27 protein-coding genes and 1 pseudogene are annotated in these 26,782 nt (G+C 59.2%); 5 read left to right on the top strand and 23 right to left on the bottom strand.

Annotation, left to right across the window (positions count from 1 at the left end; genetic code table 11):
- Position 1: 1 nt before the first annotated feature.
- The 7 genes from lpxO to PI91_RS19915 form a co-directional block, all read right to left on the bottom strand.
- Positions 2 to 910, bottom strand: coding sequence for a lipid A hydroxylase LpxO (gene lpxO / locus PI91_RS19945; protein ID WP_023293507.1), 909 nt, complete (start codon positions 908 to 910; stop codon positions 2 to 4).
- A gap of 143 nt (positions 911 to 1,053) precedes the next feature.
- Positions 1,054 to 2,061, bottom strand: a complete 1,008-nt coding sequence (locus tag PI91_RS19940; RefSeq protein ID WP_023293506.1) for a carbohydrate kinase family protein — start codon at positions 2,059 to 2,061, stop codon at positions 1,054 to 1,056.
- On the bottom strand, positions 2,058 to 2,918 hold the full coding sequence (locus PI91_RS19935) for a ketose 1,6-bisphosphate aldolase (RefSeq protein WP_025912336.1): 861 nt from the start codon (positions 2,916 to 2,918) through the stop codon (positions 2,058 to 2,060). Before PI91_RS19935 ends, PI91_RS19940 begins: the two co-directional genes overlap by 4 nt.
- Positions 2,919 to 2,928: 10 nt before the next feature.
- Positions 2,929 to 3,615, bottom strand: a complete 687-nt coding sequence (locus tag PI91_RS19930; RefSeq protein WP_023293504.1) for a D-lyxose/D-mannose family sugar isomerase — start codon at positions 3,613 to 3,615, stop codon at positions 2,929 to 2,931.
- Between the two features lie 49 nt (positions 3,616 to 3,664).
- Positions 3,665 to 4,606 (bottom strand): ABC transporter substrate-binding protein, encoded by a 942-nt coding sequence (locus PI91_RS19925; RefSeq protein WP_021242935.1) that lies wholly within the window; start codon positions 4,604 to 4,606, stop codon positions 3,665 to 3,667.
- Between the two features lie 30 nt (positions 4,607 to 4,636).
- Positions 4,637 to 5,632 carry a ribose ABC transporter permease gene (locus tag PI91_RS19920; protein ID WP_008500046.1) on the bottom strand — a complete coding sequence of 332 codons (996 nt, stop codon included), beginning with the start codon at positions 5,630 to 5,632 and terminating at the stop codon, positions 4,637 to 4,639.
- Positions 5,629 to 7,149 (bottom strand): sugar ABC transporter ATP-binding protein, encoded by a 1,521-nt coding sequence (locus PI91_RS19915; protein WP_039266969.1) that lies wholly within the window; start codon positions 7,147 to 7,149, stop codon positions 5,629 to 5,631. Before PI91_RS19915 ends, PI91_RS19920 begins: the two co-directional genes overlap by 4 nt.
- Positions 7,150 to 7,382: 233 nt before the next feature.
- Here PI91_RS19915 and PI91_RS19910 point away from each other — a divergent pair, with 233 nt between their 5' ends.
- The 3 genes from PI91_RS19910 to yjdP all read left to right on the top strand — a co-directional run bounded on the left by PI91_RS19910 (position 7,383) and on the right by yjdP (position 10,809).
- Entirely contained in the window at positions 7,383 to 9,662 is a 2,280-nt protein-coding gene (locus tag PI91_RS19910; protein ID WP_039266968.1) for a hybrid sensor histidine kinase/response regulator, read from the top strand.
- Positions 9,663 to 9,783: 121 nt separating this feature from the next.
- Positions 9,784 to 10,410: a GNAT family N-acetyltransferase gene (locus tag PI91_RS19905; RefSeq protein WP_008500049.1), complete on the top strand. Its 627-nt coding sequence runs from the start codon at positions 9,784 to 9,786 to the stop codon at positions 10,408 to 10,410.
- A 75-nt stretch (positions 10,411 to 10,485) separates the two neighbouring features.
- On the top strand, positions 10,486 to 10,809 hold the full coding sequence (gene yjdP, locus PI91_RS19900) for a DDRRRQL repeat protein YjdP (protein ID WP_039266967.1): 324 nt from the start codon (positions 10,486 to 10,488) through the stop codon (positions 10,807 to 10,809).
- An 82-nt stretch (positions 10,810 to 10,891) separates the two neighbouring features.
- Here the strand turns inward: yjdP and phnP are convergent, their stop codons facing one another.
- The 16 genes and pseudogenes from phnP to PI91_RS19815 all read right to left on the bottom strand — a co-directional run bounded on the left by phnP (position 10,892) and on the right by PI91_RS19815 (position 22,924).
- Positions 10,892 to 11,650: a phosphonate metabolism protein PhnP gene (phnP, locus tag PI91_RS19895; protein ID WP_039266966.1), complete on the bottom strand. Its 759-nt coding sequence runs from the start codon at positions 11,648 to 11,650 to the stop codon at positions 10,892 to 10,894.
- Positions 11,651 to 11,659: 9 nt separating this feature from the next.
- A complete protein-coding gene (gene phnO / locus PI91_RS19890; protein ID WP_021242924.1) occupies positions 11,660 to 12,094 on the bottom strand; it encodes an aminoalkylphosphonate N-acetyltransferase in 435 nt (144 codons plus the stop codon).
- The gene (phnN, locus tag PI91_RS19885) at positions 12,087 to 12,638 is read right to left on the bottom strand and encodes a ribose 1,5-bisphosphokinase (protein WP_085930286.1); all 552 of its coding nucleotides are present in this window, start codon (positions 12,636 to 12,638) and stop codon (positions 12,087 to 12,089) included. The genes phnO and phnN overlap by 8 nt, the downstream gene beginning before the upstream one ends.
- Complete coding sequence (gene phnM / locus PI91_RS19880) at positions 12,635 to 13,771, bottom strand: alpha-D-ribose 1-methylphosphonate 5-triphosphate diphosphatase (protein WP_039266965.1); 1,137 nt, start codon at positions 13,769 to 13,771, stop codon at positions 12,635 to 12,637. The genes phnN and phnM overlap by 4 nt, the downstream gene beginning before the upstream one ends.
- A complete protein-coding gene (gene phnL, locus PI91_RS19875) occupies positions 13,768 to 14,448 on the bottom strand; it encodes a phosphonate C-P lyase system protein PhnL (protein WP_021242921.1) in 681 nt (226 codons plus the stop codon). Before phnL ends, phnM begins: the two co-directional genes overlap by 4 nt.
- A 258-nt stretch (positions 14,449 to 14,706) precedes the next feature.
- Positions 14,707 to 15,462 carry a phosphonate C-P lyase system protein PhnK gene (gene phnK, locus PI91_RS19865; protein ID WP_006177354.1) on the bottom strand — a complete coding sequence of 252 codons (756 nt, stop codon included), beginning with the start codon at positions 15,460 to 15,462 and terminating at the stop codon, positions 14,707 to 14,709.
- The gene (locus PI91_RS19860) at positions 15,459 to 16,304 is read right to left on the bottom strand and encodes an alpha-D-ribose 1-methylphosphonate 5-phosphate C-P-lyase PhnJ (RefSeq protein WP_032675794.1); all 846 of its coding nucleotides are present in this window, start codon (positions 16,302 to 16,304) and stop codon (positions 15,459 to 15,461) included. The genes phnK and PI91_RS19860 overlap by 4 nt, the downstream gene beginning before the upstream one ends.
- On the bottom strand, positions 16,297 to 17,361 hold the full coding sequence (locus PI91_RS19855) for a carbon-phosphorus lyase complex subunit PhnI (RefSeq protein WP_021242918.1): 1,065 nt from the start codon (positions 17,359 to 17,361) through the stop codon (positions 16,297 to 16,299). Before PI91_RS19855 ends, PI91_RS19860 begins: the two co-directional genes overlap by 8 nt.
- Positions 17,361 to 17,945, bottom strand: coding sequence for a phosphonate C-P lyase system protein PhnH (gene phnH / locus PI91_RS19850; protein ID WP_039266963.1), 585 nt, complete (start codon positions 17,943 to 17,945; stop codon positions 17,361 to 17,363). Before phnH ends, PI91_RS19855 begins: the two co-directional genes overlap by 1 nt.
- Positions 17,942 to 18,394, bottom strand: a complete 453-nt coding sequence (phnG, locus tag PI91_RS19845; protein ID WP_039266962.1) for a phosphonate C-P lyase system protein PhnG — start codon at positions 18,392 to 18,394, stop codon at positions 17,942 to 17,944. The genes phnH and phnG overlap by 4 nt, the downstream gene beginning before the upstream one ends.
- Positions 18,395 to 19,120 (bottom strand): phosphonate metabolism transcriptional regulator PhnF, encoded by a 726-nt coding sequence (phnF, locus tag PI91_RS19840; protein WP_039266961.1) that lies wholly within the window; start codon positions 19,118 to 19,120, stop codon positions 18,395 to 18,397.
- A 20-nt stretch (positions 19,121 to 19,140) separates the two neighbouring features.
- Positions 19,141 to 19,920, bottom strand: a complete 780-nt coding sequence (gene phnE / locus PI91_RS19835; RefSeq protein ID WP_039266960.1) for a phosphonate ABC transporter, permease protein PhnE — start codon at positions 19,918 to 19,920, stop codon at positions 19,141 to 19,143.
- 102 nt (positions 19,921 to 20,022) lie between these two features.
- Positions 20,023 to 21,038 (bottom strand): annotated as a pseudogene (gene phnD, locus PI91_RS19830) (phosphonate ABC transporter substrate-binding protein).
- Positions 21,039 to 21,062: 24 nt separating this feature from the next.
- A complete protein-coding gene (gene phnC / locus PI91_RS19825; protein WP_023618659.1) occupies positions 21,063 to 21,851 on the bottom strand; it encodes a phosphonate ABC transporter ATP-binding protein in 789 nt (262 codons plus the stop codon).
- A gap of 173 nt (positions 21,852 to 22,024) precedes the next feature.
- Positions 22,025 to 22,465, bottom strand: a complete 441-nt coding sequence (gene yjdN, locus PI91_RS19820) for a VOC family metalloprotein YjdN (RefSeq protein WP_032655320.1) — start codon at positions 22,463 to 22,465, stop codon at positions 22,025 to 22,027.
- A 123-nt stretch (positions 22,466 to 22,588) separates the two neighbouring features.
- On the bottom strand, positions 22,589 to 22,924 hold the full coding sequence (locus PI91_RS19815) for a zinc ribbon domain-containing protein YjdM (protein ID WP_039266959.1): 336 nt from the start codon (positions 22,922 to 22,924) through the stop codon (positions 22,589 to 22,591).
- A 594-nt stretch (positions 22,925 to 23,518) separates the two neighbouring features.
- Here PI91_RS19815 and crfC point away from each other — a divergent pair.
- Together crfC and PI91_RS19805 are read left to right on the top strand one after the other, a co-directional pair.
- Complete coding sequence (crfC, locus tag PI91_RS19810) at positions 23,519 to 25,864, top strand: clamp-binding protein CrfC (protein ID WP_021242912.1); 2,346 nt, start codon at positions 23,519 to 23,521, stop codon at positions 25,862 to 25,864.
- Positions 25,861 to 26,736 carry a diguanylate cyclase regulator RdcB family protein gene (locus PI91_RS19805; RefSeq protein WP_008500070.1) on the top strand — a complete coding sequence of 292 codons (876 nt, stop codon included), beginning with the start codon at positions 25,861 to 25,863 and terminating at the stop codon, positions 26,734 to 26,736. Before crfC ends, PI91_RS19805 begins: the two co-directional genes overlap by 4 nt.
- Positions 26,737 to 26,782: the final 46 nt, after the last annotated feature.

Here is a 26,782-nt window from a genome sequence, read left to right as displayed (position 1 = left end):
CTTACGTTATCGCCGGAACAATGATGGCGGCAAAAATCGCAATGATGCACAAATACTTGAGGGCGTAATAGGCCTTACGGTTCCTTTTTTTCAGGCGCTGCCCCCGTTCGCGGCCCGCATGAACGTATTTAAAAATGCGGTTAATGCCGCCGGTGCTGTCATTCTCGTCATTCGGTGAGCTGGCCGCAGACATCAGCGTGGTTCCCACCCAATGGTTAACCGCCTGCGCCCAGCGCCATTTCATCGGACGCTCGATATCGCAGAAGAGAATAATGCGCGTTTGATCCGATTTATTTTCTGCCCAGTGGACGTAGGTCTCATCAAAAATAACGGCTTCACCATCCCGCCAGCTGTGGCGCTGCCCGTCGACTTCAATAAAGCAGCGATCGTCATTCGGGGTGAATAAGCCCAGATGGTAACGAACCGAGCCCGCATACGGATCCCGGTGCTTGCCAAGCTTTGCACCCGCCGGCAGCTCGGCAAACATGGCCGCCTTCACCGAAGGGATTTCACTCACCAGCCGGGTCGTCACCGGGCATAAAGACTGCGCGGAGGGATGGGCATCGGCATACCACTTCAGATAAAAACGTTTCCAGCCGCGTTTAAAAAAGGTGTTAAAGCCAGCGTCGTTATTATTTTCCGCTGCCTTAATATGATGCTGCAAACGCAGCGCCTCTTCGCGAATAACCAGCCAGTTTTCCGTCAGCTTATTTAATTCCGGGAAGCGCTCTGTTTCAAAGAAAGGCTGCCTGGCGGGCAGGGAAGAAAACGCCGTCATAAACATATTGATGGGCGCCATAAACGTCGAATGGTCGAAGAGCTGACGGGAAAGCGTCTGTTTTTCTTTGCCGCGGGAATGCGCATAAATAACGCTGATAATGAAAATACCGATGATGATGACTGCGAACATTTTTCCCTTGTCCTCTTTCTATCTCATTTCGGAAAAGCGTGCGGACAGAGTGCTGCCCACGCCGAATATGCCAGATGGAGAGAGTGTAGTTCGGGAATATAAAATTCATAGAACTGTAATGAAAAATCGCAATTATTGTTAAATTAAATGCTCTCGCGAATAAACGCCTGCAGCTCGGCCAGCGTTTTTGCGCCGTCAATCGCATTGGCGGCCAGCAGGCTTGCCCGCGCGCAGGCGTGCGCCAGATAAATACTCTCTGTTAGCGGGAGCGATTCATGGCAGCCGTATAAAAAGCCCGCGCAAAAGGCATCGCCCGCGCCGACGCTGCCGATAATCTCTTCCTGCTCCAGCATCCATGACGGGATCCAGCGACCCTCTTCACCGCGAGCTTCTCCCCATGCGCCTTCCGGACAGTGGATCACCACCCGCTGGCGTACGCCGGCCGCCAGCAGCTGCGCCGCGGCGTCCGCGATATGGGCAATGTGCGGGGCGTCGTTTTCGTCACGCATTGTCAGGCCGCTAAACTCACCGGCCTCCAGCTCGTTAATCACCAGATAGTCGAGATGGCGAAGGGCAGGGAGCACCAGCGGCTGATAGCGCGGGTCGCCCTTGCGGGAAACCAGATCGAGCGAGGTTTCATACCCCTGGTCGCGCATCTGCGCCAGCAGCCGCGCGCTGCGGGTGCCGAACTCGTCATCGGGCATATCCAGGCTGTCGAGTAGCAGGAGATAGCCGAGATGGAAGATCTTCATCGATCCGTCTAAGCGATCGAAAGCAGGAAGATCCAGCAGGCGGTTGGCCCCCGGCGAGTGGAAAAAGGTGCGCTGTCCGCTGGGGTCGGTCATCACCTGCGACATGGAGGTTGGCGCAAAGGTGGTGCGCTGTACGCGCTGGCGGTTGACGTGGTACTGGTCGAGCATCGCCAGAATGTAGTCCCCGTCGCCGTCTTCGCCAATCAGCCCCACCGCCTGCAGCGGCAGGCCAACGTGCATTTTTGCCAGCGTCAGCAGGACGTTGAGCGGCGCGCCGCCGGTTGAGCGTTCGCTGTGGGTGATTTCCGCCAGCCAGCCGCGCTCCGGCCACTGCACGATCTGGTGGACGTGGTCCACCAGCATATTGCCTGCGGCGATGATGCCTTTGCGTTCCATCATGCCTGCCCCGCGCTGCCGAAGATGCGCATCTGTTCGGCGACCGTATCGGTAATCGCTTCTTCAATGCCGAGCAGCAGTTCGGCAAACTCGTCGTACAGCGGCTGGCGGTTCGCCATGCGCTGCTCCACGGCGGCGAGCGCGGCCTGCGACATGCCGGTATAGAAATTGATTTTATGAATGCCCAGCTCGATGGCGCGGCGGAAGTCGGCATCGCTAATCCCGGAGCCGCCGTGTAAAACCAGCGGCAGCCCCGTCTGCTGACGAATGGCGTCCAGACGCGGGAAATCGAGCTTCGGCTCGCCTTTATACTTGCCGTGTGCGTTGCCGATGGCGACAGCCAGCGCGTCGATACCGGTTGAATCAACAAATTCGCGCGCCAGCTGCGGATCGGTGAAGAAGGCTTCATCCGCATGTCCGTAAAGCGCGCCCCCTTCATCCCCCCCGACCGCGCCCAGCTCTGCCTCCACGGAGACGCCCACCGCATGGCACATCTTCACCACTTCCCGCGTCTGGCGAACATTTTCCTCATAGCTCAGCGTAGAGCCATCGAACATCACGGAGCTGAACCCTAAGCGCAGGGCGCGCACGACGGCGTCATAATGCAGGCCGTGGTCGAGGTTGAGCACCACGGGAATAGCGTGGCGAGCGGCCTCGAACTTCACCGCTTCGACAAGGGAATCCAGCGACACGTACTTAAAATGCACTTCCGCGATGTTGATGATAAACGGCGAGCGTTCCTGCTTTGCGGCGGCGAATAGCGCGCGCAGGAAGTGGGAGTCGAGCACGTTAAACGCGCCCAGCGCATAGCGGTGTTGTCTGGCGTGCGCAAGACCGTCGGCAAGCGAAATCAATGGCATCATTCACCCCTTATATCCGAAACAGGTTGTACTCGTTGCACAGCACCAGCAGCGCCGGTTCGTCTTCTTCGATGTTGTTATAGCGGGCAACGGGCTGCAAAAAGTGGTTGTCGTGTTCATCGTCATTAACCGAGGAGACTTCGCCCACCAGCACGTCGCCGAAGCCGCGTTCGCCCCAGAAACTGTGGTAAAGAGTGGGCGTCAGGCAGATGCTTTCCCCTGGCGTGAGGCGCAGCTGGCTGCCGGGGGCGTGGGTCTGGCGGCAGCCGTCGACGGTGACGGTCACGTCGGTGTTTTCCGTCTCTTCATGCGCTCCCGCATTCCATAACTCAATGATCAGATTCCCGCCGCCCCGGTTGATGATGTCTTCGCGCTTGCGCCAGTGAAAATGCATCGGCGTCACCTGGCCGTCGCGCACGTGCATGATTTTTTCGGCATAGCTTTTTTCATAAGGCACGCCGTTGGGCGAGCCGTTGCGCAGGGTAAACAGCGTCAGGCCCTCAGCGGCAAAGTTGTTGCCGCCGAACGCCGTCACGTCCCAGCCGAGCTTGAGGTCGAACACTTCCTGCCATGCGGCCTGGTCAAGCTGCTGCCATTTCGTTGGCGGAAAGCTGGCAAAAGGCGGGAGATGAACGTCGTGCATGGAGAAAAACTGCCGCGTGTGGCCGAGGATTTCATTGATGTCGGAGCGTTTCATGGGGACTCCTTGAAAACAGTTCCCTCTCCCTGCAGGAGAGGGAAAAGGATCATTTAACCGTCCAACCCTTATAGGTACCGACGTTCTTTTTATCGATCATCGTCACCGGGATCAGCACGGGCGCTTTCGGCGCAGGTTTGCCCTGAAGAATGTCATAGCCGATCTCCACCGCTTTTGCCGCCATGACCTGCGGATCCTGCGCCGGGGTAGCAACAAACAGCGAGTTTTCACGCTTCAGCGCTTCCTCACCGTCCGGTGAACCATCCACGCCAACGATAAAGAACTCATTGCGCTGAGCCTGTTTCGCGGCCAGATCGGCGCCGATCGCGGTCGGATCGTTAATCGCAAACACGCCGTCGATCTTCGGATTGGCCGCCAGCAGGGAGGTCATGACTTCCAGACCGCCTTCACGACTGCCCTTGGCGTTCTGGTTATCCGAGAGCACCTTGATATCAGGATGTTTTTTGAACTCCGTCTGGCACCCTTCTACGCGGTTTTGTACCGCAGAGACCGGCGGTCCGTTGATGATCACCACGTTGCCTTTCCCTTTCAGGCGGTCGGTAATGTACTTACAGGCCATCTCACCCGCCTGGGTGTTATCGGAGGTGATGGTGGCATCAGCCCCTTCCGCCGCCACGTCAACCGCCACGACCACGATCCCGGCGTCCTTCGCGCGCTTCACCGCCGGGCCGATCCCTTTGGAATCCGCGGCGTTGAGGATGATCATGTCCACTTTCGCGGCAATGAAGTTGTCGATCTGCGCCACCTGCTGGCCCAGATCGTACCCGCTGGAGACCAGCGTCACCTTGACGTTATCGCCCGCCAGCTTGCGCGCTTCCAGCTCGGCACCTTTGGTGATCTGCACGAAGAACGGGTTAGCCAGGTCGCCCACCGTCACGCCAATGGACTTCAGATCTTTCGCCTGCGCAAACGGCGTTGCGGCAAGCAGCGCGCCAGCACAGAGCGCGGTCACTAAGGGTTTCAAACGCATCTTGTCTTCCTCACTCGTAGGGTATTGTTGTTATGCACTTTGATGGTGTCGGGTACGGTATTTGTCGATCAGCACCGCAATGATGATCACCGCCCCTTTGATCACCAGCTGCCAGAAGTAGGAGACGCCCATCAGCGTCATGCCGTTGTTGAGGGTGGCGATGATCAAGGCACCGACCAGCGTGCCGGTGATCGTGCCGATCCCGCCAACGAAGCTGGTGCCGCCGAGGATCACCGCCGCAATCGCATCCAGCTCGTAGCCCGTGCCGAGGTTACCGTTAGCGCTGTAGAGGCGTGAGGCGCTCATGACGCCGCCGAGGCCGGAGAGCAGGCCGCTCATGCCGTAGACAAACAGCAGCACCAGCCAGACCTTAATGCCCGTTAAGCGCGCCGCCTGCATGTTGCCGCCCACGGCGTAGATGTGAACGCCGAGCGTGGTGCGGCGCAGGATGAACCAGCACACCACAATGACCGCCAGGGCGATCGCCACCAGCCAAGGGATCGGGCCGAGGTAGTTATTGCCGATCCACTCGAAGTTGATGTTGGAGTTAATGACCGTCGTGCCGTCGGCCAGCAGATAGGCCGCGCCGCGCAGCGCCGTATAGGTGCCGAGCGTGACGATGAAGGGGGGCAGCCCGGCAAAGGCCACCAGCGCGCCGTTGAACAGGCCCAGCACCATGCCGAGCATCAGCGCGGCCGGAATGGACAGCCCGGCGAATTCGGGAATGAGCGACACCACCATCGCCGCCACTGCCGTGGTGCCGAGAATCGACCCCACCGAGAGGTCAATCCCGCCGGTGAGGATAATAAAGGTCATTCCCGCCGCCAGCACGATGTTGATCGACGCCTGACGGGTGATGTTGAGCAGGTTGCTCTCAGTGAAGAAGTTGGGCGCAATAAAGCCAAAAACCGCCACAATCAGGATCAGAATCGGCAAAATACCGACCGTTTGCATCAGATCGCTCATCAGCATTTTTTTGGCGGAGGCGGATTTCGCCACCTGCTGCGGATGGGTTGGAGTTGTCATGATTGCACCGCCTGATGATGAGTGTCGTTCACGCCGGTTGCCAGCGTCATAATGTTTTCCTGAGAGATGTCACGTCCGTGAAGCTCGCCCGCGATGCTGCCTTCCCGCATCACGTAAACCCGGTCGCTCATGCCCACCACTTCCGGCAGCTCGCTGGAGATCATCAGGATCGCCACACCTTTGCGCGCCATCTGGTTCATGATGCGGTAGATCTCGCTTTTTGCGCCGACGTCCACGCCGCGCGTGGGTTCGTCCAGAATCAGAATGCGCGGGCCGATGGCGACCCAGCGGGAGATGAGCAGTTTTTGCTGGTTGCCGCCCGACAGCCCGCCCGCGCGCACCTGAGCATGCGGCACGCGGATGTTGAGCAAGGCAATGGCGTCATCGGAGATGGCCTGCGCTTTTTTGCGGTTTAACATGCCGAAGGTGGCGTCGCGCTCCAGCGTCGCCATGGTGATGTTCTCCTGCGCCGCCAGCTCCAGAAACAGTCCCTGCTCCTTGCGGTTCTCGGTGAGAAAACCGATGCCGTTTTCGATGGCCGCACGCGGGGAGTGGATCACCACCGGCTCGCCGTCGACCTCAATCATGCCGCCCGTGGCTTTGCGCACGCCGAAGATGAGTTGTGCCAGCTCGGAACGTCCGGCCCCGACCAGCCCCGCCAGCCCGACGATTTCGCCGGAACGCACCTGCAGGCTGCAGGGTTGTACTTTTTTACCGTCGGTGAGGTGATGCACGTTGAGGCGCGGGCTGCCGAGGGGGATATCACGCTCCTTGTTGAACAGGTCGCTTAACGGTCGTCCCACCATCATGCGCACCAGCTCGGAGGCGTTGAGCTTGTCGCGCGTCAGGCTGCCGACGTACTGCCCGTCGCGCAGAACGCTGACGCGGTCAGAGAGTTCATACACTTCCGCCATGCGGTGGCTGATATAGATGATCGCCATCCCTTCATCGCGCAGGCGTAAAATCAGTTCAAACAGGCGATGCGTTTCCCGCGAGGAGAGGGCGGCGGTGGGTTCATCCATCACCAGAATGCGGCTGTTGCGGTGCAGCGCGCGGGCAATTTCTACCTGCTGCTGTTCGGCGATGGTGAGCTTCATCACCAGATCGGTGGCGCTGAACTGTGCGCCGAGGCGGTCAATCACCGCCTGCGCCTGGGCAGCCATCTCTTTGCGCTGCACCATCCCGCCGCGCGACAGCTCGCTGCCGAGGAAGATATTTTCGGCTACGGTAAGATTGGGCGCGAGCTGCATCTCCTGATAAATCAGGGTGATGCCCGCGGCCAGCGCATCCTTCGGCCCTTTAATGTGAAACGGCTGACCGTCAATCAGGATCTCGCCGTGGGTGGCGGTATAGGCCCCCGCGAGGATTTTCATCAGCGTGCTTTTTCCCGCGCCGTTTTCGCCCATCAGCGCGTGGATCTCACCGGGAAAAACCGTCAAATCCACACCCTTGAGCGCGTGGAAACTGCCAAACGTTTTGGCAATGTTGCGCATCTCTAATACCGGGGTTCTGCTCATGGCGGATCTCCTGTGAATGCCGATTTCTGCACTTCATCACAGGTGCGTAAATGCAAAATGTCAGAAGCTGTTCATATTTGTCATAGTTATGAATAGCTAATGTGGATCACAGTTATTGAATTACCCTCACCCCGGCCCTCTCCCTTAAAGGGAGAGGGAGCAAATTATTCCCTCGCCCCTTTGGGGAGAGGGTTAGGGTGAGGGGACAACAAACCGCAAAGGAGCCTCAATCCATGCCATCACACCGCCCCCCGTTCTTCGCCAGCGCCCGCGGTCGCCTGCTGATGTTCAATCTGCTGGTGGTCGCCGTGACGCTGATGGTGAGCGGCGTGGCGGTACTCGGCTTCCGTCACGCCAGTCAAATTCAGGAGCAGGTGCAGCAGCAAACGCTGGACGATATGACCGGCAGCATGAACCTGGCCCGCGATACCGCCAACGTGGCGACGGCGGCGGTGCGGCTCTCGCAGGTGGTGGGGGCGCTCGAGTACAAAGGGGAAGCCGAGCGCCTGAAGCAGACGCAAATGGCCCTGCGCCATTCGCTGGAGCAGCTTGCGAAGGCGCCTCTGGCGCAGCAGGAGCCAGCCCTGGTGGCGCGTATTATTCAACGAAGCAACGAGCTACAGCAGAGCGTGACGGAGATGCTGGAGCGCGGACAGCGACGCCATCTGGAGCGTAACGCGTTGCTGAGCTCGCTATACCAAAGCCAGAGCTACCTGCGCCATCTGCAGGACATCAACCGCCGTTATGACAGTAACGTACCGGGTGTGCAGCAACTGATGGAGATGGACCGGCTGATCGCCGCCGCCATCGATACCCCTTCGCCGCGCGCGACCATCCAGCAACTGGATGCGGTGGCCGCAACGTTGCCCCGGCGTGCCGCACAGCCGGTCGTAAATACGGTTCTGCCTGATTTTAATGCCGAGCTAGGTCAGCTCGCCCCGCTGTCGAAGCAGCTGGAGGAGAGCGATCTGGCGATAAGCTGGTATATGTTCCACATCAAGGCGCTGGTGGCGATCCTCAACAGCGACATCAATCAGTACGTTGAGCAGGTGGCGCAGGCCTCCCGGCTTCGCACCGCCCAGAGCCATCACGAACTGCAATCCATCAGCGTATTTATCACCATTTTCGCCGTGCTGGCACTGATCATCACCGGGTGTGCCTGCTGGTATATCTACCGCAATCTCGCCTCCAACCTGACGGCCATTTCCCGGGCGATGTCGCGTCTTGCTCACGGTGAACAGGATGTGTCCGTCCCCGCGCTGCAGCGGCGCGATGAGCTGGGTGAACTGGCGCGCGCGTTTAACGTTTTTGCACGCAATACCGCCTCGCTTGAGCACACTACGCGCCTGCTGAAAGAAAAAACCACGCAGATGGAGATCGACCGCATTGAGCGTCAAGGGCTGGAAGAGGCGCTGCTGCACAGCCAGAAAATGAAGGCCGTTGGGCAGCTGACGGGCGGGCTGGCGCATGATTTTAATAACCTGCTGGCGGTGATCATCGGCAGTCTTGAGCTCACCGACCCCGAATCAAAAGATGCGCCGCGCATCAGCCGGGCGCTGAAGGCGGCCGAGCGTGGCGCCTTACTGACCCAGCGCCTGCTGGCGTTTTCCCGTAAGCAATCCCTGACGCCGCATGCGGTAGAGATGCAGCCGCTGCTGGAGAACCTCCGGGAACTGCTGCGTCACTCCTTGCCCGCCACCCTGACCCTGGAAATCGAAGCGCAATCCCCGGCATGGCCCGCATGGATCGACGTCAGCCAGCTGGAAAACGCCATCATTAATCTGGTGATGAACGCGCGCGATGCGATGGAAGGGCAAAGCGGGGTGATTAAAATTCGCACCTGGAATCAGCGCGTTACCCGCAGCGACGGACGCAGGCAGGATATGGTGGCGCTGGAAGTCATTGACCGCGGCAGCGGCATGTCGCAGGAGGTCAAATCCCGGGTCTTTGAACCGTTCTTCACTACCAAACAGACCGGGAGCGGGAGCGGGTTAGGCCTGTCGATGGTGTACGGCTTTGTGCGCCAGTCCGGTGGTCGCGTGGAGATTGAAAGCGCGCCGGGACAGGGAACGACCGTGCGGCTTCACCTCCCGCGCTCGACGCAGCCCGCCGCTGTAGATGATGAAGCGCTGTCAGCCACCGCCTCCGTCGAGAGCGAGCGCCTGGTGCTGGTGCTGGAGGATGAAGCGGATGTCCGTCAGACCCTGTGCGAGCAATTGCACCAGCTTGGCTATCTGACGCTCGAAGCGGACAACGGCGAGCAGGCGCTCAGCATGCTGGCGGCGTCGCCGGATATTGGCATGTTTATCAGCGACCTGATGTTGCCCGGAAGCCTGAGCGGGGCCGAGGTGATTAGCCATGTGCGCAGTCATTATCCGCAGCTTCCGGTGCTGCTGATCAGCGGCCAGGATTTACGGCCCTCGCATAATCCTCAGCTGCCGGACGTTCCGTTACTGCGTAAGCCGTTTACGCGGGCGCAGCTGGCGCAGGCTCTGCGGAAAATATGTTTTTAAATGCCCCTGTTTAGGATTTCATCAAGAGCATCGTTGACGCCGGTGATGTTAATCTGCGCAAAATTTAGCAGATTGGGATATAAAAGGAATTATGCCGGTACTCACAAAGGGGGACTCACAAATGATCGTGATGCCTACAACATACAGCCCGAGCACAATTGCCAGGTCGTTTAAACTCGTTGATGAGTTTGAGCTTTCCGGGCGAGTGCTACATGTTATTTTTGATAGCCAGACGCCAAGAGCTGCGATTATTGAAGCGGATATCGAAACCTTCGATGGGGTGCCCCGGCATCGGGTTGTTGCTGCCCTGGATTTACAACGTAAAACGCATTTGGGTGAAGATATCATTGCCGTCGAGCGCTGTTGGGAAGATGCCAATGTCATTCAGGTAGAAGGTATCTGTGTTGATCCCGCCGAGCGTGACAAGGGACTGGCAACTCGCCTGTATGAAGCCCTGGTATTACAGTGTGGCGTGACACTTGTCAGCGACTTTGAACAATATGAGGGTGGGAAGATGCTCTGGCAGAAAATTGCCCGCGAGTCTGACCAAATCGCTGTATTTGTTCTTGATACCGAGCAGGGCGCATTTTGGCCGTATGATGGTAGCAAGGTTATCTATGACGGAGGGTGTATCCCCGAAGATCGTATCTGGAGCCATTCGCCGGATCAAAAATGCTACGGCATCGTCCTGGTCGCAGAAAATAAACAGCGTGCGAATCAACTGATGGAAGTCCCAGGACATAACTGAATTTGAGATTCCTCCGCTACCCCCACACCCTGCTGTTCATTACCTTAAGGCCAGTTCACCTGCGAGTCTGGCCTTATGAAACGTTACTCTACCGCTCTGTTATTTGGTCTGCTGTCACTCACCAGCCAACTGGCGCATGCCGATATCGTTGATGATGCTATTGGCAACATTCAACAGGCAATCAACGACGCCTATAACCCCAGCAGCAGCCGCAGCAACGATGATGACGATCGTTATGACGATAACCGTCGCATGGATAGCCGTCAGTATGACGATCGCCGTCGGCATCTTGAAGACAGACGCCGCCGTTTAGATGAGCGTCAGCGCCAGCTGGATGACGACAGACGCCGTCTGGAAGAGGATGAGCGCAGGTTAGAAGACGATTACGATCGAGGCTAAAGCCTGGTGACGCTTCGCTGACGCAGGCCTGCAAAACCCTGGCGCGTAGGCCGGGTAAGGCGCAGCCGCCACCCGGCAAAACTCAGTCGAGAACCAGCACCATCCCGTCATACCCCGCTTCAATGCCGGACGGCAGCGGGTTATCCATCATCCACACGTCAAACTGATGGCTAATGTGCGTCAGGATCACCTGCGGGCAGCCAATCACTTCGTTTAACGCCATCACGGTATTTAAGTCGCAATGGTTTCGCGGCGTCTCGTCGCGCGGTTCGTGGCTGCAGTCGATAATCATCGTCTGCGGCTGATTGTTAAGCAGGAACTTCACCGTTTTTTCCGGCAGCCCGGCGGTGTCGGACAGCCAGGCCACGCGGCTGTGGGCCGATTCCAGCAGATACCCGAAGGTCAGTTTCGAATGGTTGAGCGGCAGCGGCGTGACCCGCAAGCCCTGAAGTTCAAACGTTACAAACGGCTCCACCGTGTGGCTGAAATCCAGAATCCCCGGATGTTTAAACAGGTCGTCACAGCCCACCTCTTCCGGCGGACCGTAGACGGGGATCGTCGCGCCCACGCCCCAGCGCAGGGGGAAGAGTCCCTGGACGTGATCCATATGATAATGGGTCAGCAAAAACTGCTGAAAGCTGCCTGCAGCCCAGTCGTCCATCAGATGTGGAATACCGGCATCCAGCAGGGTCACCGCATCGTTGAATTTGACCACCGCGCTACAGGGACGACGGCGATAGTTATCCTGCAGGCGCGCCCGGCGACACGCCGCGCAGTCGCAGCCAAAGACCGGCACGAGTTGCGCGCTTCCGGTTCCTGTTAACGTGATTGTCAGACTCATAACGCACCTCTACAGCGGTTTGGTGAATCGGAAATGGCTCTGCGTATATCCTTCACGGACGTAAAAACGGTGGGCGTCGGTGCGTTTCACGCTGGTGGAGAGCTCGGTCAGCTCCGCACCGGCCTCTCGTGCCACCCCTTCCGCCCAGGCCAGCAGCTGGCTGCCCACCTTTAACCCGCGCGCCTGCGGCATCACCACCAGCTCCTGGATCTCGCCGATCCAGCGTGCGTGGTGGAGGTGAAACTGCATGTGTAGGCCGATCATGCCGATGACCTGCCCGTCCAGTTCGGCAAGCTGGTAGCGCATGTTGTGATCCTGCAGATTGGCAAGATAGCCCGCGTGAAACGCCTGGTGATCAAATTCGGCCTGCTTTAATTCGCAGATTAACGCATAGACGATTTGCGCATCGTCGGCGGTGGCGGGGCGAAGCGTGCAGTCAGGCATGCTGTTTCTCCTTCTGACGGATAAGCGATAAAAAGGTCTCGACTGACTGTAGCAAACTTCCGTCGTTATTAAGGATATGGCAGTCGGACGGGGTGTAGCGCGCCGCACGCGCAAGCCGCTGATCGATCTCACGGGCGGATTCACGACCCCGGCTCTGCAACCGGCTGCGCAGGACGTCCGGTGAAACCTGCAGGCAGACCGGCAGCAGGGCCGCCCCATAGCGGGCGCGCGCTTGCGAAAGATGCGCCCGTGAACCGTTGACCAGCACGTCGAACCCCGCATGCAGCCACAGATCGGTCTCGATGCCGATCCCATAGTAATAGCCGTTGGCGTGCCAGCTCAGCGCCAGCAGATTTTGCCCGGCACGCGTAAAAAACTCCTGCTCGCTCAGGGCGATATGGTTTTCACTCCCCGCATTCGCCGACCGGGTAATGTACCGGTGCGCCACCAGCAGCTGCGGATGCTCCTGCTGCCGTAAGGCGGACAGCAGGCTGTCCTTACCGGAGCCGGACGGCCCCATTAACCAGATAAGTCTTCCCATCAGAACACCCTTTTTCCCTGACGCCAGACGTGGTCAATATGGATGTGCTCGCCCCTACGGTGGGCCAGCACCAAATCCGCCCGCTTGCCTTCGGCTATCTCGCCGCGATCCTGCAGATTAAGCGCCGAGGCCGGGTTTTTCGTCACCAGGCGAATCGCCTGCGGCAGCGTAAAGCGGTTGCCCTCGTCGTCGGCCACCCGGAACGCCGCGTCGAGCAGGCTGGCGGGGTAGTAGTCGGACGAGAGAATATCCAGCAGGCCAAGGGACGCGAGCTTGCTTGCCGCGACGTTGCCGGAGTGCGAGCCGCCGCGCACGATGTTCGGTGCGCCCATCAGGACGTTCATGCCGTGCTTGCGGGAGGCTTCAGCCGCCTCGAACGTGGTGGGGAATTCGGCGATCACGCTGCCAAGCTGGTGGGATTCAAGGACATGATCGTGCGTGGCATCGTCATGGCTGGCCAGCGCGATATTGCGGTCCCGGCACATCGCCGCAATTCTGAGACGGTTAGGCTGCGACCACCGTGCCGCAAGCGCCAGCTGCTCTTCTTCGTAACGGGCCATCTCCGCGTCGCTGAGAGAATATTTGCCCTGATAGTATTCGCGATACTTTTCAATGTTGGCGAACTGACGCTGCCCCGGCGAGTGGTCCATCAGGGAGACCAGCGACACCGGCTCGCGGCCGACCAGCTTTTCAAACAGCGGCAGGGTAGTGTGGTGCGGTAGCTCGCAGCGCAGGTGCAGGCGGTGCTCGGCGCGGTTGAGGCCGCGCTTTTGCGTCTCCTCGACGGCGTTGATCATCTTCTCCAGGTTCTCCAGACGGTCGCCGCCGTCGCGCACGTCACCGATGGCCACCGCGTCCAGTACGGTGGTGATGCCGCTGGCGACCATCAGCGCGTCGTGGCTGCTCATCGCTGAATGGGCGGGCCAGTCCACCTTCGGGCGCGGGGTGAAGAATTTATCCAGATTATCGGTATGCAGCTCAATCAGCCCCGGCAGCAGCCAGCCGCCGTCGCCGTCCATCGCCTCGGGCGAGCGGCTCTGGGTTTCAGCAAATGCGCGGATTGTTCCGTCCTGGATCTCAATCGAGCCGTCAACCACCTCATTGTCCAGTACCAGCTTGACGTTATTGATAATCATGCGGGAGTCCCCATTGGGTGCAGCCTGTCCGCGACGCGGGTGCGAACGTTCTCGTCGTGGAAGATCCCGACGATCGCCGCGCCGCGCGCTTTGGCCTGTTCGATCAGCTCCACCACGGCCGCGCTGTTTTTAGCGTCGAGCGAGGCGGTGGGTTCATCCAGAAGTAAAATCGGGTAGTCGACGATAAAGCCGCGGGCGATGTTGACGCGCTGCTGCTCGCCGCCGGAAAAGGTCGACGGGGCAAGGTGCCACAGGCGCTCGGGCACGTTCAGGCGCGTCAGCAGGCTGGCGGCTTTGGCGGCACAGGTTTCGCGCGGCACGCCAAGATCCAGCAAGGGCTGCATCACCACGTCCAGGGCGGAGATCCGCGGGATCACCCGCAGAAACTGGCTCACCCAGCCGATTGTCGAGCGGCGCACCTCCAGCACCTTACGCGCCGGGGCCTGCACCAGGTCGATCCATTCATCGCCGTGGCGAATATGAATATGGCCTTCGTCGGGCAGATAGTTGGCGTAGAGGGAGCGCAGCAGGGTCGATTTTCCGCTGCCGGAGTGGCCGTGCAGCACCACGCATTCGCCGCGATTAACCTCCAGCGAGGCATTTTGCAGCACCGGCAGGCGCACGCCGTTTTGCTGGTGGAGCACAAAGGTCTTACTTACGTTTTGTACGTGGATCATGTTGGCCTCGCGATTCGTTTTGCCGGGTGGCGGCTATGCCTTACCCGGCCTACAAGGTGCGGTGTTCGCGTTGCCGGGTGGCGGCTTCGCCTTACCCGGCCTACAAGGTGCGGTGTTCGCGTTGCCGGGTGGCGGCTTCGCCTTACCCGGCCTACAAGGTGCGGTGTTCGTGTTGCCGGATGGCGGCTTCGCCTTACCCGGCCTACAGGTGCGCTATTCGTAGGCCGGGTAAGCGCAGCGCCACCCGGCAACAGCCCCTCAGTTCTGCAACACGGACGACACCAGAAGCTGGGTGTACGGATGATGGGGATCGTCGAGCACGCGGTCGGTTAACCCACTTTCCACCACCTGGCCCTGCTTCATCACCAGCAGGCGGTCCGCCAGCAGACGCGCGACGCCCAAATCGTGGGTGACAATCACCACCGCCAGGTTCAGTTCCACCACCAGGCCGCGCAGCAGGTCGAGCAGGCGGGCCTGCACCGAGACGTCCAGCCCGCCGGTGGGTTCATCCATAAACACCAGCTTCGGGTGCGTGACCAGGTTGCGGGCAATTTGCAGGCGCTGCTGCATGCCGCCGGAGAAGGTTGTCGGCAGGTCGTCGATGCGCGAGGCGGGGATTTCCACTTCTTCCAGCCAGTGCTGCGCCGTGGCGCGGATATTGCCGTAGTGGCGCGCGCCGGTTGCCATCAGGCGTTCGCCGATATTGCCTCCGGCAGAGACCTGACGGCGCAGGCCGTCCATCGGGTGCTGGTGCACCACGCCCCACTCGGTGCGCAGCAGGCGGCGGCGCTCGGCCTCGCTCATGCCGTAGAGCGAGGCGCCCTCATACAAAATGTCGCCGTTCTGCGGCGTCAGGCGCGCGGAGATGGATTTCAGCAGAGTGGTTTTGCCGGAGCCGGACTCGCCGACGATCCCCAGCACTTCGCCCGGCCACAGCTCGAACGACACGTCGCTGAAGCCTTTGCCCGGCGCATACAGGTGGGTCAGGTTATTTACCGAAAGCAGCGGTTTCATTGGCCGTTCGCCTCGCTCTGTTGGCGGCAGAAATCGGTGTCGGAGCAGACAAACATCCGTTTGCCCGTGTCGTCCAGCACCACTTCGTCCAGGTAGCTGTGTTTGGATCCGCAGATGGCGCACGGCTCGTCCCATTCCTGCACCGTAAACGGGTGATCGTCAAAATCGAGACTTTCCACGCGGGTGTACGGCGGTACGGCGTAGATGCGTTTTTCACGTCCGGCACCGAACAGCTGCAGGGCGGGCATCATGTCCATCTTCGGGTTATCGAATTTCGGGATCGGCGACGGGTCCATCACGTAGCGGCCGTTCACCTTCACCGGGTAGGCGTAGGTGGTGGCGATATGGCCGAAGCGGGCGATATCCTCATACAGCTTCACCTGCATCACGCCGTACTCTTCCAGCGCGTGCATGGTGCGGGTTTCGGTTTCGCGCGGCTCGATAAAGCGCAGCGGCTCCGGGATCGGCACCTGGAAAATCAGAATCTGATCTTCAGCCAGAGGGGTTTCCGGAATGCGGTGGCGGGTCTGGATCAGCGTCGCGTCTTCGGTTTTTTCGGTGGTCGTGACGCCCGTTACCCGCTGAAAGAAGGTGCGGATCGATACGGCGTTGGTGGTGTCGTCCGCGCCCTGGTCGATGACCTTCAGCACGTCCGCCTCGCCGATCACGCTGGCGGTAATCTGGATGCCGCCCGTCCCCCAGCCGTAGGGCATCGGCATTTCTCGGCCGCCGAACGGCACCTGATAGCCAGGAATCGCCACCGCTTTTAAGATGGCGCGCCGGATCATGCGTTTGGTTTGCTCATCCAGATAGGCAAAGTTGTAGCCGCTTAAGTTAGCCATGTTTGCGCTCCCGTTGCAGGCGTTTCAGCAGTTCCAGTTCGGCCTGGAAATCGACGTAGTGCGGCAGCTTGAGGTGCGAGACGAAGCCCGCGGCCTCGACGTTATCCGCGTGGGCCAGCACAAACTCTTCGTCCTGCGCCGGGCCAGCAACGTGCTCGCCGTAGTCCGGTGCCTGCAGGGCGCGGTCGACCAGCGCCATGGCCATCGCCTTGCGTTCGCCGAGGCCAAACACCAGCCCGTAGCCGCGGGTAAAGTGCGGGTCTTCATTTTCGGGCGCGACAAAACCGTTCACCATTTCACACTCGGTCATCAGCAGTTCGCCGACGTTTACGGCAAAACCCAGCTCTTCCGGCACGATTTCGACGTCGATATAGCCGCTGCGAATTTCGGCGGCAAACGGGTGGTTGCGCCCGTAGCCACGCTGGGTGGAGTAGGCCAGCGCCAGCAGATAGCCCTCGTCGCCGCGCATCAGCTGCTGCAGGCGGGACGAGCGCGAGCACGGGTAAACCGGCGGCGTGCGGGTGATGTCATCCGGCTGCGCGCCGGAGTCCTCTTCCGCCTTCGCCAGGCCCTGTTTCGCCAGCAGGCTGAAGACGTGCGGAGACGGTTCCTGTTCGGCGTCAGAGGTACTGAGTCGTGGCGCCTCGCCGTTCGCCAGCAGGGTAAAATCCAGCAGGCGATGGGTGTAGTCATAGGTAGGGCCGAGCCGCTGGCCGCCGGGAATGTCTTTATAAACGGCAGAAATGCGGCGCTCCAGGCGCATCTCCGCCGTGTTGATGGGTTCGCTGACCGCCAGCTTCGCCAGCGTGGTGCGGTAGGCGCGCAGCAGGAAGATGGCTTCCACGTTATCGCCGCTGGCCTGCTTGAGGGCCAGCGCCGCCAGCTCGCGGTCGGCGATGCCGCCCTCGGTCATTACCCGATCGACGGCGAGGTTTAGCTGCTGCTCAATCTGGGCGACGCTCAGCTCGGGGAGCTGTTCATCACCCCGTCGTCTGTGCGCCTGCAGCGCATGGGCGGCGGCGATGGCCTTCTCGCCCCCTTTGACGGCAACGTACATCAGCACACCTCCACGTGGGTGGTCCGCGGGATGGCCAGCAGGCGCTCGCCGCAGGTCAGGATCAGGTCAATGCCCAGCGGGAACGGGTGCGGGCGCTCGGTCAGCTCGTGAATGATGCACTCTGGCAGCTGCGGCGCGACCATGCGTTCGTCGGCGATGCCTGCGCCCGTCAGGCGCAGCATGCGGCCGCCGCTCAGGCTGGCGACCTGCAAAATCAGCGTGGCGCTGGTTTCCGGGGCGACGGCGGTGCCTTCGCTCAGGGCATTCAGCTGTTCATGGCTGATTTGTTCGTCGGCCACGGCAAAGATTGCCTGCTGCGGCTGTTCAACAAGCGGGGCGCCGGTGTGAAAACGCAGGTTCTGGTTGGCGATATCGTTCGACAGCGCGCCCGAAAGCCATACCGGGGTATCGTTGTCGGCCAGGGTGAGCAGCACGCTGGTTGTCGCCAGGTTCAGCGGCAGCCAGCCCTGAGAGAGCTGGTGCAGCGAGACAATCACGCCCGGCTCGCTCATGGCCTTCAGCAGGCGACGAAAACAGTGTTGGGCATCCTGGGCGGCCAGGGTAAAAGCAGGTTGAAGCGTCATGCGTTGTCTCCGCGAACGAGCGTAAAGAAGTCGACCCGGCTGGTATTCACTTCGGCCTGACGCGCGGCAAGACGTGCGGCGCGGTCGGCCTCCAGCGGGGAAATAAGGGTTTCCATCAGCGTCTGGAAATGCGGTTGTTCCTGTAAAAGCGCGTCGATGACCGCGCAGCGCTCGGCGTGCGCTTTATCACGCCCCAGCACGTAGCCGTAGCCCAGCGTGCCGCTGTGCAGGCGGATCGCTGCGCGGGTGAGGGTGGCATCCCCGGCGAAGAAGCGCTCGCCGGTGCCGCCCATGCGCGCCTGGATCTGAACGAGGCCGATCTCCGGCGCGCGGAGGAGGTCGTACCCGGGAGCCAGGGCAAGGGCGTTCATGCGGGCAGAGAGCGCAGCAGGCTGGCTGTGGGCCAGCACGCGCATCCAGCGCTGTCGGGTGGCGGTGTCGAAGTGCATTCAGTGCTCCATGGTGAATTCGATCATGTCGGCGCGGGTCAGGCTGACGGAGTATTCCGTCGCGTCGATCTCGCCGTCACGGTGGTTGAGGGTGCGCACGCAGAGCAGCGGGGCCATATTGGGGATCTCCAGCACCTTGCTCTCTTTCGCCTGCGCGCGGCGGGCGCTGATGCGCGTCTGGGTGCGTTTCAGCGCAATGCCTGTCGCATTCTGGAGAAAATCATGCAGCGAACCGCTGGAGAAATTCTGCAGCACCGGCCAGAGGGTGAGATCCGCGAAGTAGTGATCGATCTGGCACACCGCCACGCCGTTGACCCGGCGCAGCGTGCGCAGGTGGAGGACGTTGTCGCCCTCCTGAATACCCAGCGCGTCCGCCACGTGGCTGGAGGCCGGACGCAGCACCGAGAGCAGCTTTTCGCTGGTCGGGTGGCTGCCCTGATCCAGCAGGTTCTGGCTAAAGCGCGCCTGGGCGTTAAGCGGGTAGTCGAACGGGCGCATCAGCACCAGCACGCCTACGCCCTGACGGCGCTGCACCCAGCCGCGCTCGACCAGCTGGTCAATGGCGCGGCGCAGTGTGTGTCGGTTCACCTCATAGCGGTCGGCAAGCTGCTGCTCGGCAGGAAGGTAGTCTCCGCAGCGGTAGTGCGTGCGCAGCTCCACTTCGAGCTTTGCCGCGATCTCTTGCCAGCGGGTGGGGAAACTGGTCGGATGTCTGGATAAGTGCATAGAAAACAAAGCCTCGCTTCTCAGATGAAGTGCTTACGCAAACGTTGAGAGAGGAAATCCAGCAGGCTGACGGTGACGATGATGAGCACCATCAGGGCGCAGGTTTGCTGGAACTGGAAACCGCGAATCGCTTCCCACAGGGTGACGCCAATCCCGCCTGCGCCGACCATGCCGACGACGGTGGCGGAGCGGACGTTGGACTCAAAGCGGTACAGGGAGTAGGAGATCAGGAGCGGCATCACCTGCGGCAGGACGCCGTAAAGGATCTCTTCGATTTTATTGGCGCCGGTGGCGCGAATGCCTTCCACCGGGCCGGGCTCGATGGCTTCGACCGCCTCGGAAAGCAGCTTGGAGAGCACGCCGGTGGTGTGAATGAACAGCGCCATGACGCCCGCGAACGGACCGAGGCCGACGGCGACCACGAACAGCATCGCAAAGACCATTTCGTTGATCGCACGACAGGCGTCCATCAGGCGGCGCATGGGCTGGTATATCCACCACGGCACGATGTTTTCAGCGCTCATCAGGCCAAACGGAATGGAGAGAATAACGGCCAGCACGGTGCCCCAGACGGCGATTTGCAGGGTGACCGCCATTTCACTGAGGTAGTCCTGCCACTGGCTGAAGTCCGGCGGGAAGAAGTCGGCGGCGAAGGTCGCCATATTGCCCGCGTCTTTGAAGAGCAGCAGCGGATCCATTTCCGCGCCCTTCCAGGAGATAACCAGCACCGCCAGCAGGATGGCCCAGCTTATGAGCGAGAACCAGCTGCGCTTCGGCGGCGGGAGGGTGATGGTTTGCATGTGTAACTCCGCAGGTCTTTGTGTGCCGGATGGCGCTACGCTTATCCGGCCTACGATCCAAAATGTAGGCCCGGTAAGCGCAGCGCCACCGGGCGAAAAGCGTTACTGCACCGCTTTATTCACGCTGGTCATCGCGCCGAGCGCGGCGGTCAGGCGGTCGAGGTCTTCAAGCTGGGCCTGAATCGCGGCCACTTTGCTGGTCTTCTCCTCGTCCTTCAGGCCTTTGTTGTCCTTCACGCCCTGCATCTCTTTAAACAGCGCCAGCTGGCGAATCGGCACCAGCTGCAGGTCGCTTGACGGGCGGAACGGTGCCCAGCCCAGACGTTCCAGGACCGCTTTCTCTTCCGGCGTTTTGCCGTAGGTCATAAAGAAGTCGTACACCTTGTCCTTGGTGCTTTCGGACAGGTTTTTACGCCACACGATCGGGTCGCCGGGGATCAGCGGGGATTTCCAGATAACCTTCAGCTCTTTCAGCTTGTCCGGGGCGGACGTCTTCAGCTTGTCGAGGTTCTCGGTGTTGTTGGTGGCAACGTCCACCTGCTTGTTGGCCACGGCCAGAGCGTTGGTTTCATGGCTGGCGTTTACCGTGCGCTTGAAGTCGCTGGCGGAGGCGTTGTTTTTGGCGAAGACGTAGTAGCCAGGGACAAGGTAACCCGAGGTAGAGTTCGGATCGCCGTTGCCGAAGGTCAGCTCTTTGCGTTTGGCGAGCATGTCGTTGAGGTTGTTGATCGGGCTGTCTTTGTTGACGATCAGCACGCTCCAGTAGCCGGGGAGCCATCTGCCGCGACGGTCTGGGCAAAGACCTGGCCGTTCGCGCGGTCCACCGCTTCCATGGCGGAGAGGTTGCCGTACCAGGCGATGTCCACTTTATTAAAGCGCATCCCCTGGATGATGCCCGCGTAGTCCGGGGCGAAGTAGGCGTTCACTTTGATCCCCAGCTTGGTTTCCATATCTTTCAGGAACGGTTCCCACTGAGGTTTCAGGTTTTGCTGTGATTCCGTCGAAATAATGCCGAAGTTCAGCGCTTTTTCCTGCTCTTCCGCATACGCCGGGCTTAACAGGGTGCTGAGGCTGAACATGCTGGTAAAGGCCAGCGCGGCAACGGCTTTGTAGCTCATGTACTTTCCTCGGATCGGGTTTATTTAAGCAGCCTGCGCGTTCTCTTCGACGCGGTTAATGCTGCGGTAGAGATGGTCAAAACGTTCGTTATCAAACTGATGGCTCGCGCCATCAAAGAACACGTGCCCCTGACGCAGGGCGACGATGCGTTCGCAATAGCGCAGGGCGTAATCCACCTGATGGAGCGTGACCACCACGGTAATGCCGTCGTTCTGGTTAATGTCGCGCAGGGTCTCCATCACGATGCGGGCGGACTCCGGGTCCAGCGAGGCGATGGGTTCGTCAGCAAGGATGATTTGCGCTTTCTGCATCAGCGCGCGCGCAATCGCCACGCGCTGCTGTTGTCCACCGGACAGGGTGGAGACGCGCTGGTGGGCGAAATGCGCCATGCCGACGCGGGTCAGCGCCTGTAAAGCTTCCTGCTTCTGGGAAGGGGTGAACCAGCGCAGACAGGTGCGCCAGAACGGGGTGCTGCCGAGCGCGCCAATCAGCACGTTCTCCAGCACCGTCAGGCGGTTTACCAGGTTGAACTGCTGGAAGATGTAGCCCGTCTGGGCGCGGCTCTTGCGGATATCGCTCGCCAGACGCCCCGCGCGCTGCACGGTATTGCCCAGCAGCTCGACGTGGCTTTCCGGCGTTTTATCGCCGGTGATTAGCCCGCTCAAATGGCGCAGAAGGGTGGATTTACCCGAGCCAGAAGGCCCGAGAAGCGCCACCATGTCGCCCTGCCGGACGGTCAGATCAACGGCATGCAGAGCCTTGTTGTGATTGAAGGTCTTGCTCAGTTTCTCGACGCGGATGACAGTTTGCATGTGCTGGGCCTCACGATAAATGTGGCCTCATGCTGGCGCATCAATGTGACATTTGGGTTAAGTGCAGGTTGCGGGAGTTTGAAGAGTTGAGCGGAGTTTGATGACAATCACCGTAGGCCCGGTCAGCGCAGCGCCACCGGGCGCTGTGGGCGGATGCGCTGCGCGTGTCCTGCCTACGACGTTTGTTGCTTGACGACGTTAATCATCCACGGCACGCCGTATTGGTCGGTGACTTTACCGAAACCGTGCGCCCAGAAGGTCTCCTGCCACGCCATGTCGATGTTCCCGCCCGCGGCGAGGTTGTCGAACCAGCGCTTGCCTTCATTGACGTCCTGGGTGTCGAGAACCAGCGTAAAGCCCGCGTACTGCGCGTTGCTGCCGGGCGGCATCCCGTCGCTCATCATGATATCGCTGCCCGCAATGCGGACGTTGGAGTGGGCGATAGCCGAATCCGGAAACTGCATACCGGACGGACAGCCTTCTTCGCTGTTATCGCTTTTTGGCATTTCGCCGAAGGTAATTTTATAGAGAAGTTCTGCGCCGACGGCTTGCTGGTAAAAGGCGGTGGCCTCAGCGCAGTTGCCGGCGAAAGAGATGTAGGGACTTAACGGCATAATCTTTACCTCACGTAAGAAAAGCCCGTTAAGTTTAGTTCTTTTTTTGTAGGCCGGATAAGCGTAGCGCATCCGGCAAAAGCGCCCGGTGGCGCTTCGCTTACCGGGCGTACAGGTAAAAAATCAGTTATTTTTCACGAACTCAGATTTCAGTTTCATTGGACCGAAGCCGTCAATTTTGCAGTCGATATTATGATCGCCTTCAACCAGACGGATATTCTTCACTTTGGTGCCGATCTTCAGCATGGAAGAACTGCCTTTCACCTTCAGGTCCTTAACGACGGTAACGCTGTCACCGTCCGCCAGCAGGTTGCCGTTCGCATCTTTTACGATGAGCGCATCAGCATCCTGAGCCGGCTCGGCATCATTCCATTCATGAGCGCATTCCGGGCAGATGAACATGCCATTATCTTCATAGGTGTATTCAGAATTGCATTTTGGGCAGTGTGGGAGAGACATATCGGTATCCTCAAAAGTGTAAACGCGCTGGAAAGTGCCAGCTAAATGACGGCAGGGTGCCGAAAAAGGCGGCAAGTATAGCGCAAATCCACACCGTTGTCGGTGATATTGTGAATTAAAAAAGCCAAAAAGCGTATCGGGAGTGACACGTTCTGTCAGTCAGTTACGCGAAGCTTATGTCCATTAACACGGTGGGAAGAAATGACGATAAATATATCGAATATTTTATTGCAGCAAATTGCTACGCTCTGCCATTTCGGATAAGGTGAAGCGACACATTGTTATTTATCTCCGGACTTTGCTGCCATACATATCTTATGGCAGTGGTGCATTACCTCTCTTTTTAGGTGGGTAAATAATGGTGATATATCCTGAAGTTTCTTAAAAATGGGCTACGCTTTTTTCTTTTGGCTATCAGGCCTGGAGAAGAGTTCTACACGCCATGCAAGGATAGGGAATTATTCCTGATTATCTTCAATCAGTTATATTTCGGCGAACATGTTTTCCACACGTGATCATATAAGCCTGAACAACATAATTAAAACCAGTGGCTTAATAAAAGTAATAAATTTGCGTTAAGGAAAGGCTTTTATCATGCACACACAGACCATTTTTGAATTAAGCCAGGAAGCCGAGCGTTTGTTACAGCTTGCCCTGCAAAATCTTGATACGTTGAAATCAATGCCCACTGAGATGCTGGAGAGCACAGAGGCTGCTATTACTGGCGAAACAAACAACGTTTTACCTTTGCATTTTAGCGCGCGCGGTGTCGACGCCCAGCAGGCGATGCTGAATAATGAATTACGCAAAATAACCCGGCTGGAAATGGTCCTGGCCATTGTTGGCACCATGAAAGCGGGGAAATCGACCACCATTAATGCGATTGTGGGTACCGAAGTGTTGCCGAACCGCAATCGTCCAATGACGGCGCTTCCGACGTTGATTCGCCACACGCCGGGTCAGAAGGAACCGGTGCTGCATTTCTCTCATGCCTCCCCGATTGATGAATTGATCCAACTGCTTCAGAAACAGCTCTGTGATTACGACCGCGGGAAGCTGGCCCAGCGTCTGGAAATTGATAAAGACATGAATACGCTGCTGGAGCGCATTGAAAAAGGGGAAGCGTTTGAGAAGCATCACCTGGGCGCGCAGCCGATATTTCATTGTCTGAAAAGCCTCAACGATCTGGTGAGACTTTCCCAGGCGCTGGGTGTGGAGTTTCCGTTCTCTGAATATACGGCTATTGAACATATCCCGGTCATTGAAGTGGAGTTCGTGCATCTTGCGGGCCTGGATGCCCACCTCGGGCAGTTGACGCTGCTCGACACGCCCGGGCCGAACGAGGCCGGACAGCCGCATCTGCAAAAAATGCTCAGCGAGCAACTCTCCCGCGCATCGGCGGTGTTGGCCGTGATGGATTATACCCAGCTTAAATCCATCTCTGATGAAGAAGTCCGCCAGGCCATTTCCGCAGCGGGAAAATCGGTGCCGCTGTATGCGCTGGTCAATAAATTCGATCAGAAAGATCGCAATAGCGATGATGAAGAACAGATTCGGGCGATGATCTCCGGCACCTTAATGAAAGGCAATATTTCGCCCGGCCAGATTTACCCCGTGTCGTCCATGTGGGCGTATCTGGCCAACCGCGCGCGCTATGAGCTAAGTTCGCATGGACGACTGCCGGATCATCAGGAGCAACCCTGGGTGCAGGATTTTGCCGAAGCGGCGCTCGGGCGACGCTGGCGTACGGCGGACCTGGACGATATCGACCATATCCGACATTCTGCCGATTTGCTCTGGGAAGATTCGCTCTTCGAGCAACCGATACGGAAACTGATTTACGCCGCCTATGCCAATGCCTCGCTCTACGCGCTGCGTTCAGCCTCGCATAAGCTTCTTAACTACGCGCAAAACGCCCGAGAGTATCTCGATTTCCGCTATCAGGGGCTGACGGTGGCCTTTGAGGCGCTGGAGCTGAATATCGCACGTCTGGAAGAGGACATGGCGCTTTTGCAGACGCGTCAGCGCGTGGTGAGCGATGAGGTGAAACACGAGGTTGAGGAAGCGCTGAACGCCACCGCGGACTTTATGGGATCCCAAAAAACCGCGCTTCACCAGGCGATTGACCAGGTGTTCAGCACGCCCCCGATTCTTGATTCGGCAGGCACCGAACGGCAGCAACTTCGCGGTGAGAGGGTGAAGCAGCTGGTGCTGGATGATGAAGGGCAGGCGCAGATTGCGCTGAGTAAATTACGCGCCTCCTGCGAGCGGGTGATGCTGGATGCCCAGACGAAGATCGGCCGGGAGCTGGCGTTACGCTTCGATCAGCTGGAGTCCACGCTGGCGCGTTCTCTTAACGAAGCCATGCGTCCCATTGAAACGCGTATTAAAGAGCATCTGAGCCATGCGGGTTTTCGGGCGCGGATCAGCTTCCCGGCGTTTCAGGCAAGCCAGCTTAACTTCAATACGCGAGCGCTGTTTAACGATGCGATTGCGCAGGACGACAGCCAGGCCGCCCCGCCTTCCGGCGGGAGCAGCATGCGCGAAACGGTCTCTCGCTGGCTTAATAATCCTGGCTGGGGCTGGGACGAGTATGTGGAAACGCGCACGCGCTATGTTATCGACATTGCGCAGCTACATGACAAATTTAAGCAACATATTGATCAGTTTTGTGAACAAATACGTAAAGCTTTGTCCGCGCAGGTCGATGTCTCTGTTACGGCAGGAATGGCGACGTTCTTTGCAGAATTTTCGTTGTGCCTGACCGGGTTACAGGAAAGCTTGCGTGATAGCCTCGCAGTGCGTCAGCAAAATGAGCACTCAACCCGAGCGCTCTGCCAGTTGTTGAAGCAAAGCATCACTACTGCGACGTGGATACAGGAAGATACCCGACTGTTACGCGATGATATTCAAACTCTATTCGCGGCAGAGCAACCATGACAACACCACTACTGGACGGCCCCGGGCGAACGCTGGAGTGTATTAATCCAAAATTTATGGTCGATCTGGTGCAGGGGGGAGACGCGGCGCGTCATCCTCGCCTGGGACCACAGCAGCTGCAGTTTCGCGAGCGTTTGACGCAGGAAATCATGACGCATACCCGGCTACGCCCCTGGGCGATGGCGGGGATGCTCAATGAAAATGCGGCGCTGCGCCTGGGGCTGGCGGAAAAGCTGGCCGGGATGCTTGATCCGGGCCATCTCGCGCTGACGCTGATGGCAGAGAAGCTGATTGCGCTGCGTCAGCAGACTCACCCACGCACCCTGCAGTCTCCCGGACTGACGCAGCAGTACGCCGATCTCGTGTCTCATTTTACCCAACGCGCAGCCTGGAAAGAAAAGGCGCTGACCCAGCGCGGGCTAACGGTGCAGGCGGGTGAGCACAGCGAGCAAATTTTTACCCGCTGGCGGGCCGGACATTATGATGGCTGGTCGCTGGCCGGGCGCTGTTTTATCGTTCTGGAAGAGCTGCGCTGGGGAGCATTTGGCGACGCATGCCGCCTCGCGAAAGAAGATGTGGCGGCCATGCTTAAGGATAACCTGCGCAGCATGGCGGCTAACTATCTGGCGCAGGGCATTAATGCCTCACCCACGACCCGCCATTTTTATCACCAGTGGCTGACAGCGCCTGCTTCTCCCGGATCGATCGATCATAAAGACATGCTGGGCTGGCTGGGGGACTGGTGTCAGGCGGATAAGCATCCGGTGAGTTGGTCAGTGACGCAAAACTGGCAGACCGTCGCACTGGGGATGCCGAGGCTCTGTTCGGCAAAACGGCTGGTGGACGGGATGGTAGAAGAGATTTTTGGGTAAATCCCTTACCCCTCACCCTCTCCCCGCAGGGAAGAGGGGATGGTTT

It is taken from the genome of Enterobacter sp. FB (assembly GCF_000805795.1).
Classification (GTDB): domain Bacteria; phylum Pseudomonadota; class Gammaproteobacteria; order Enterobacterales; family Enterobacteriaceae; genus Enterobacter; species Enterobacter roggenkampii.
The sequence above is the reverse complement of the archived record's forward strand: the minus strand, read 5'-3'. Positions and strand labels throughout refer to the sequence as shown.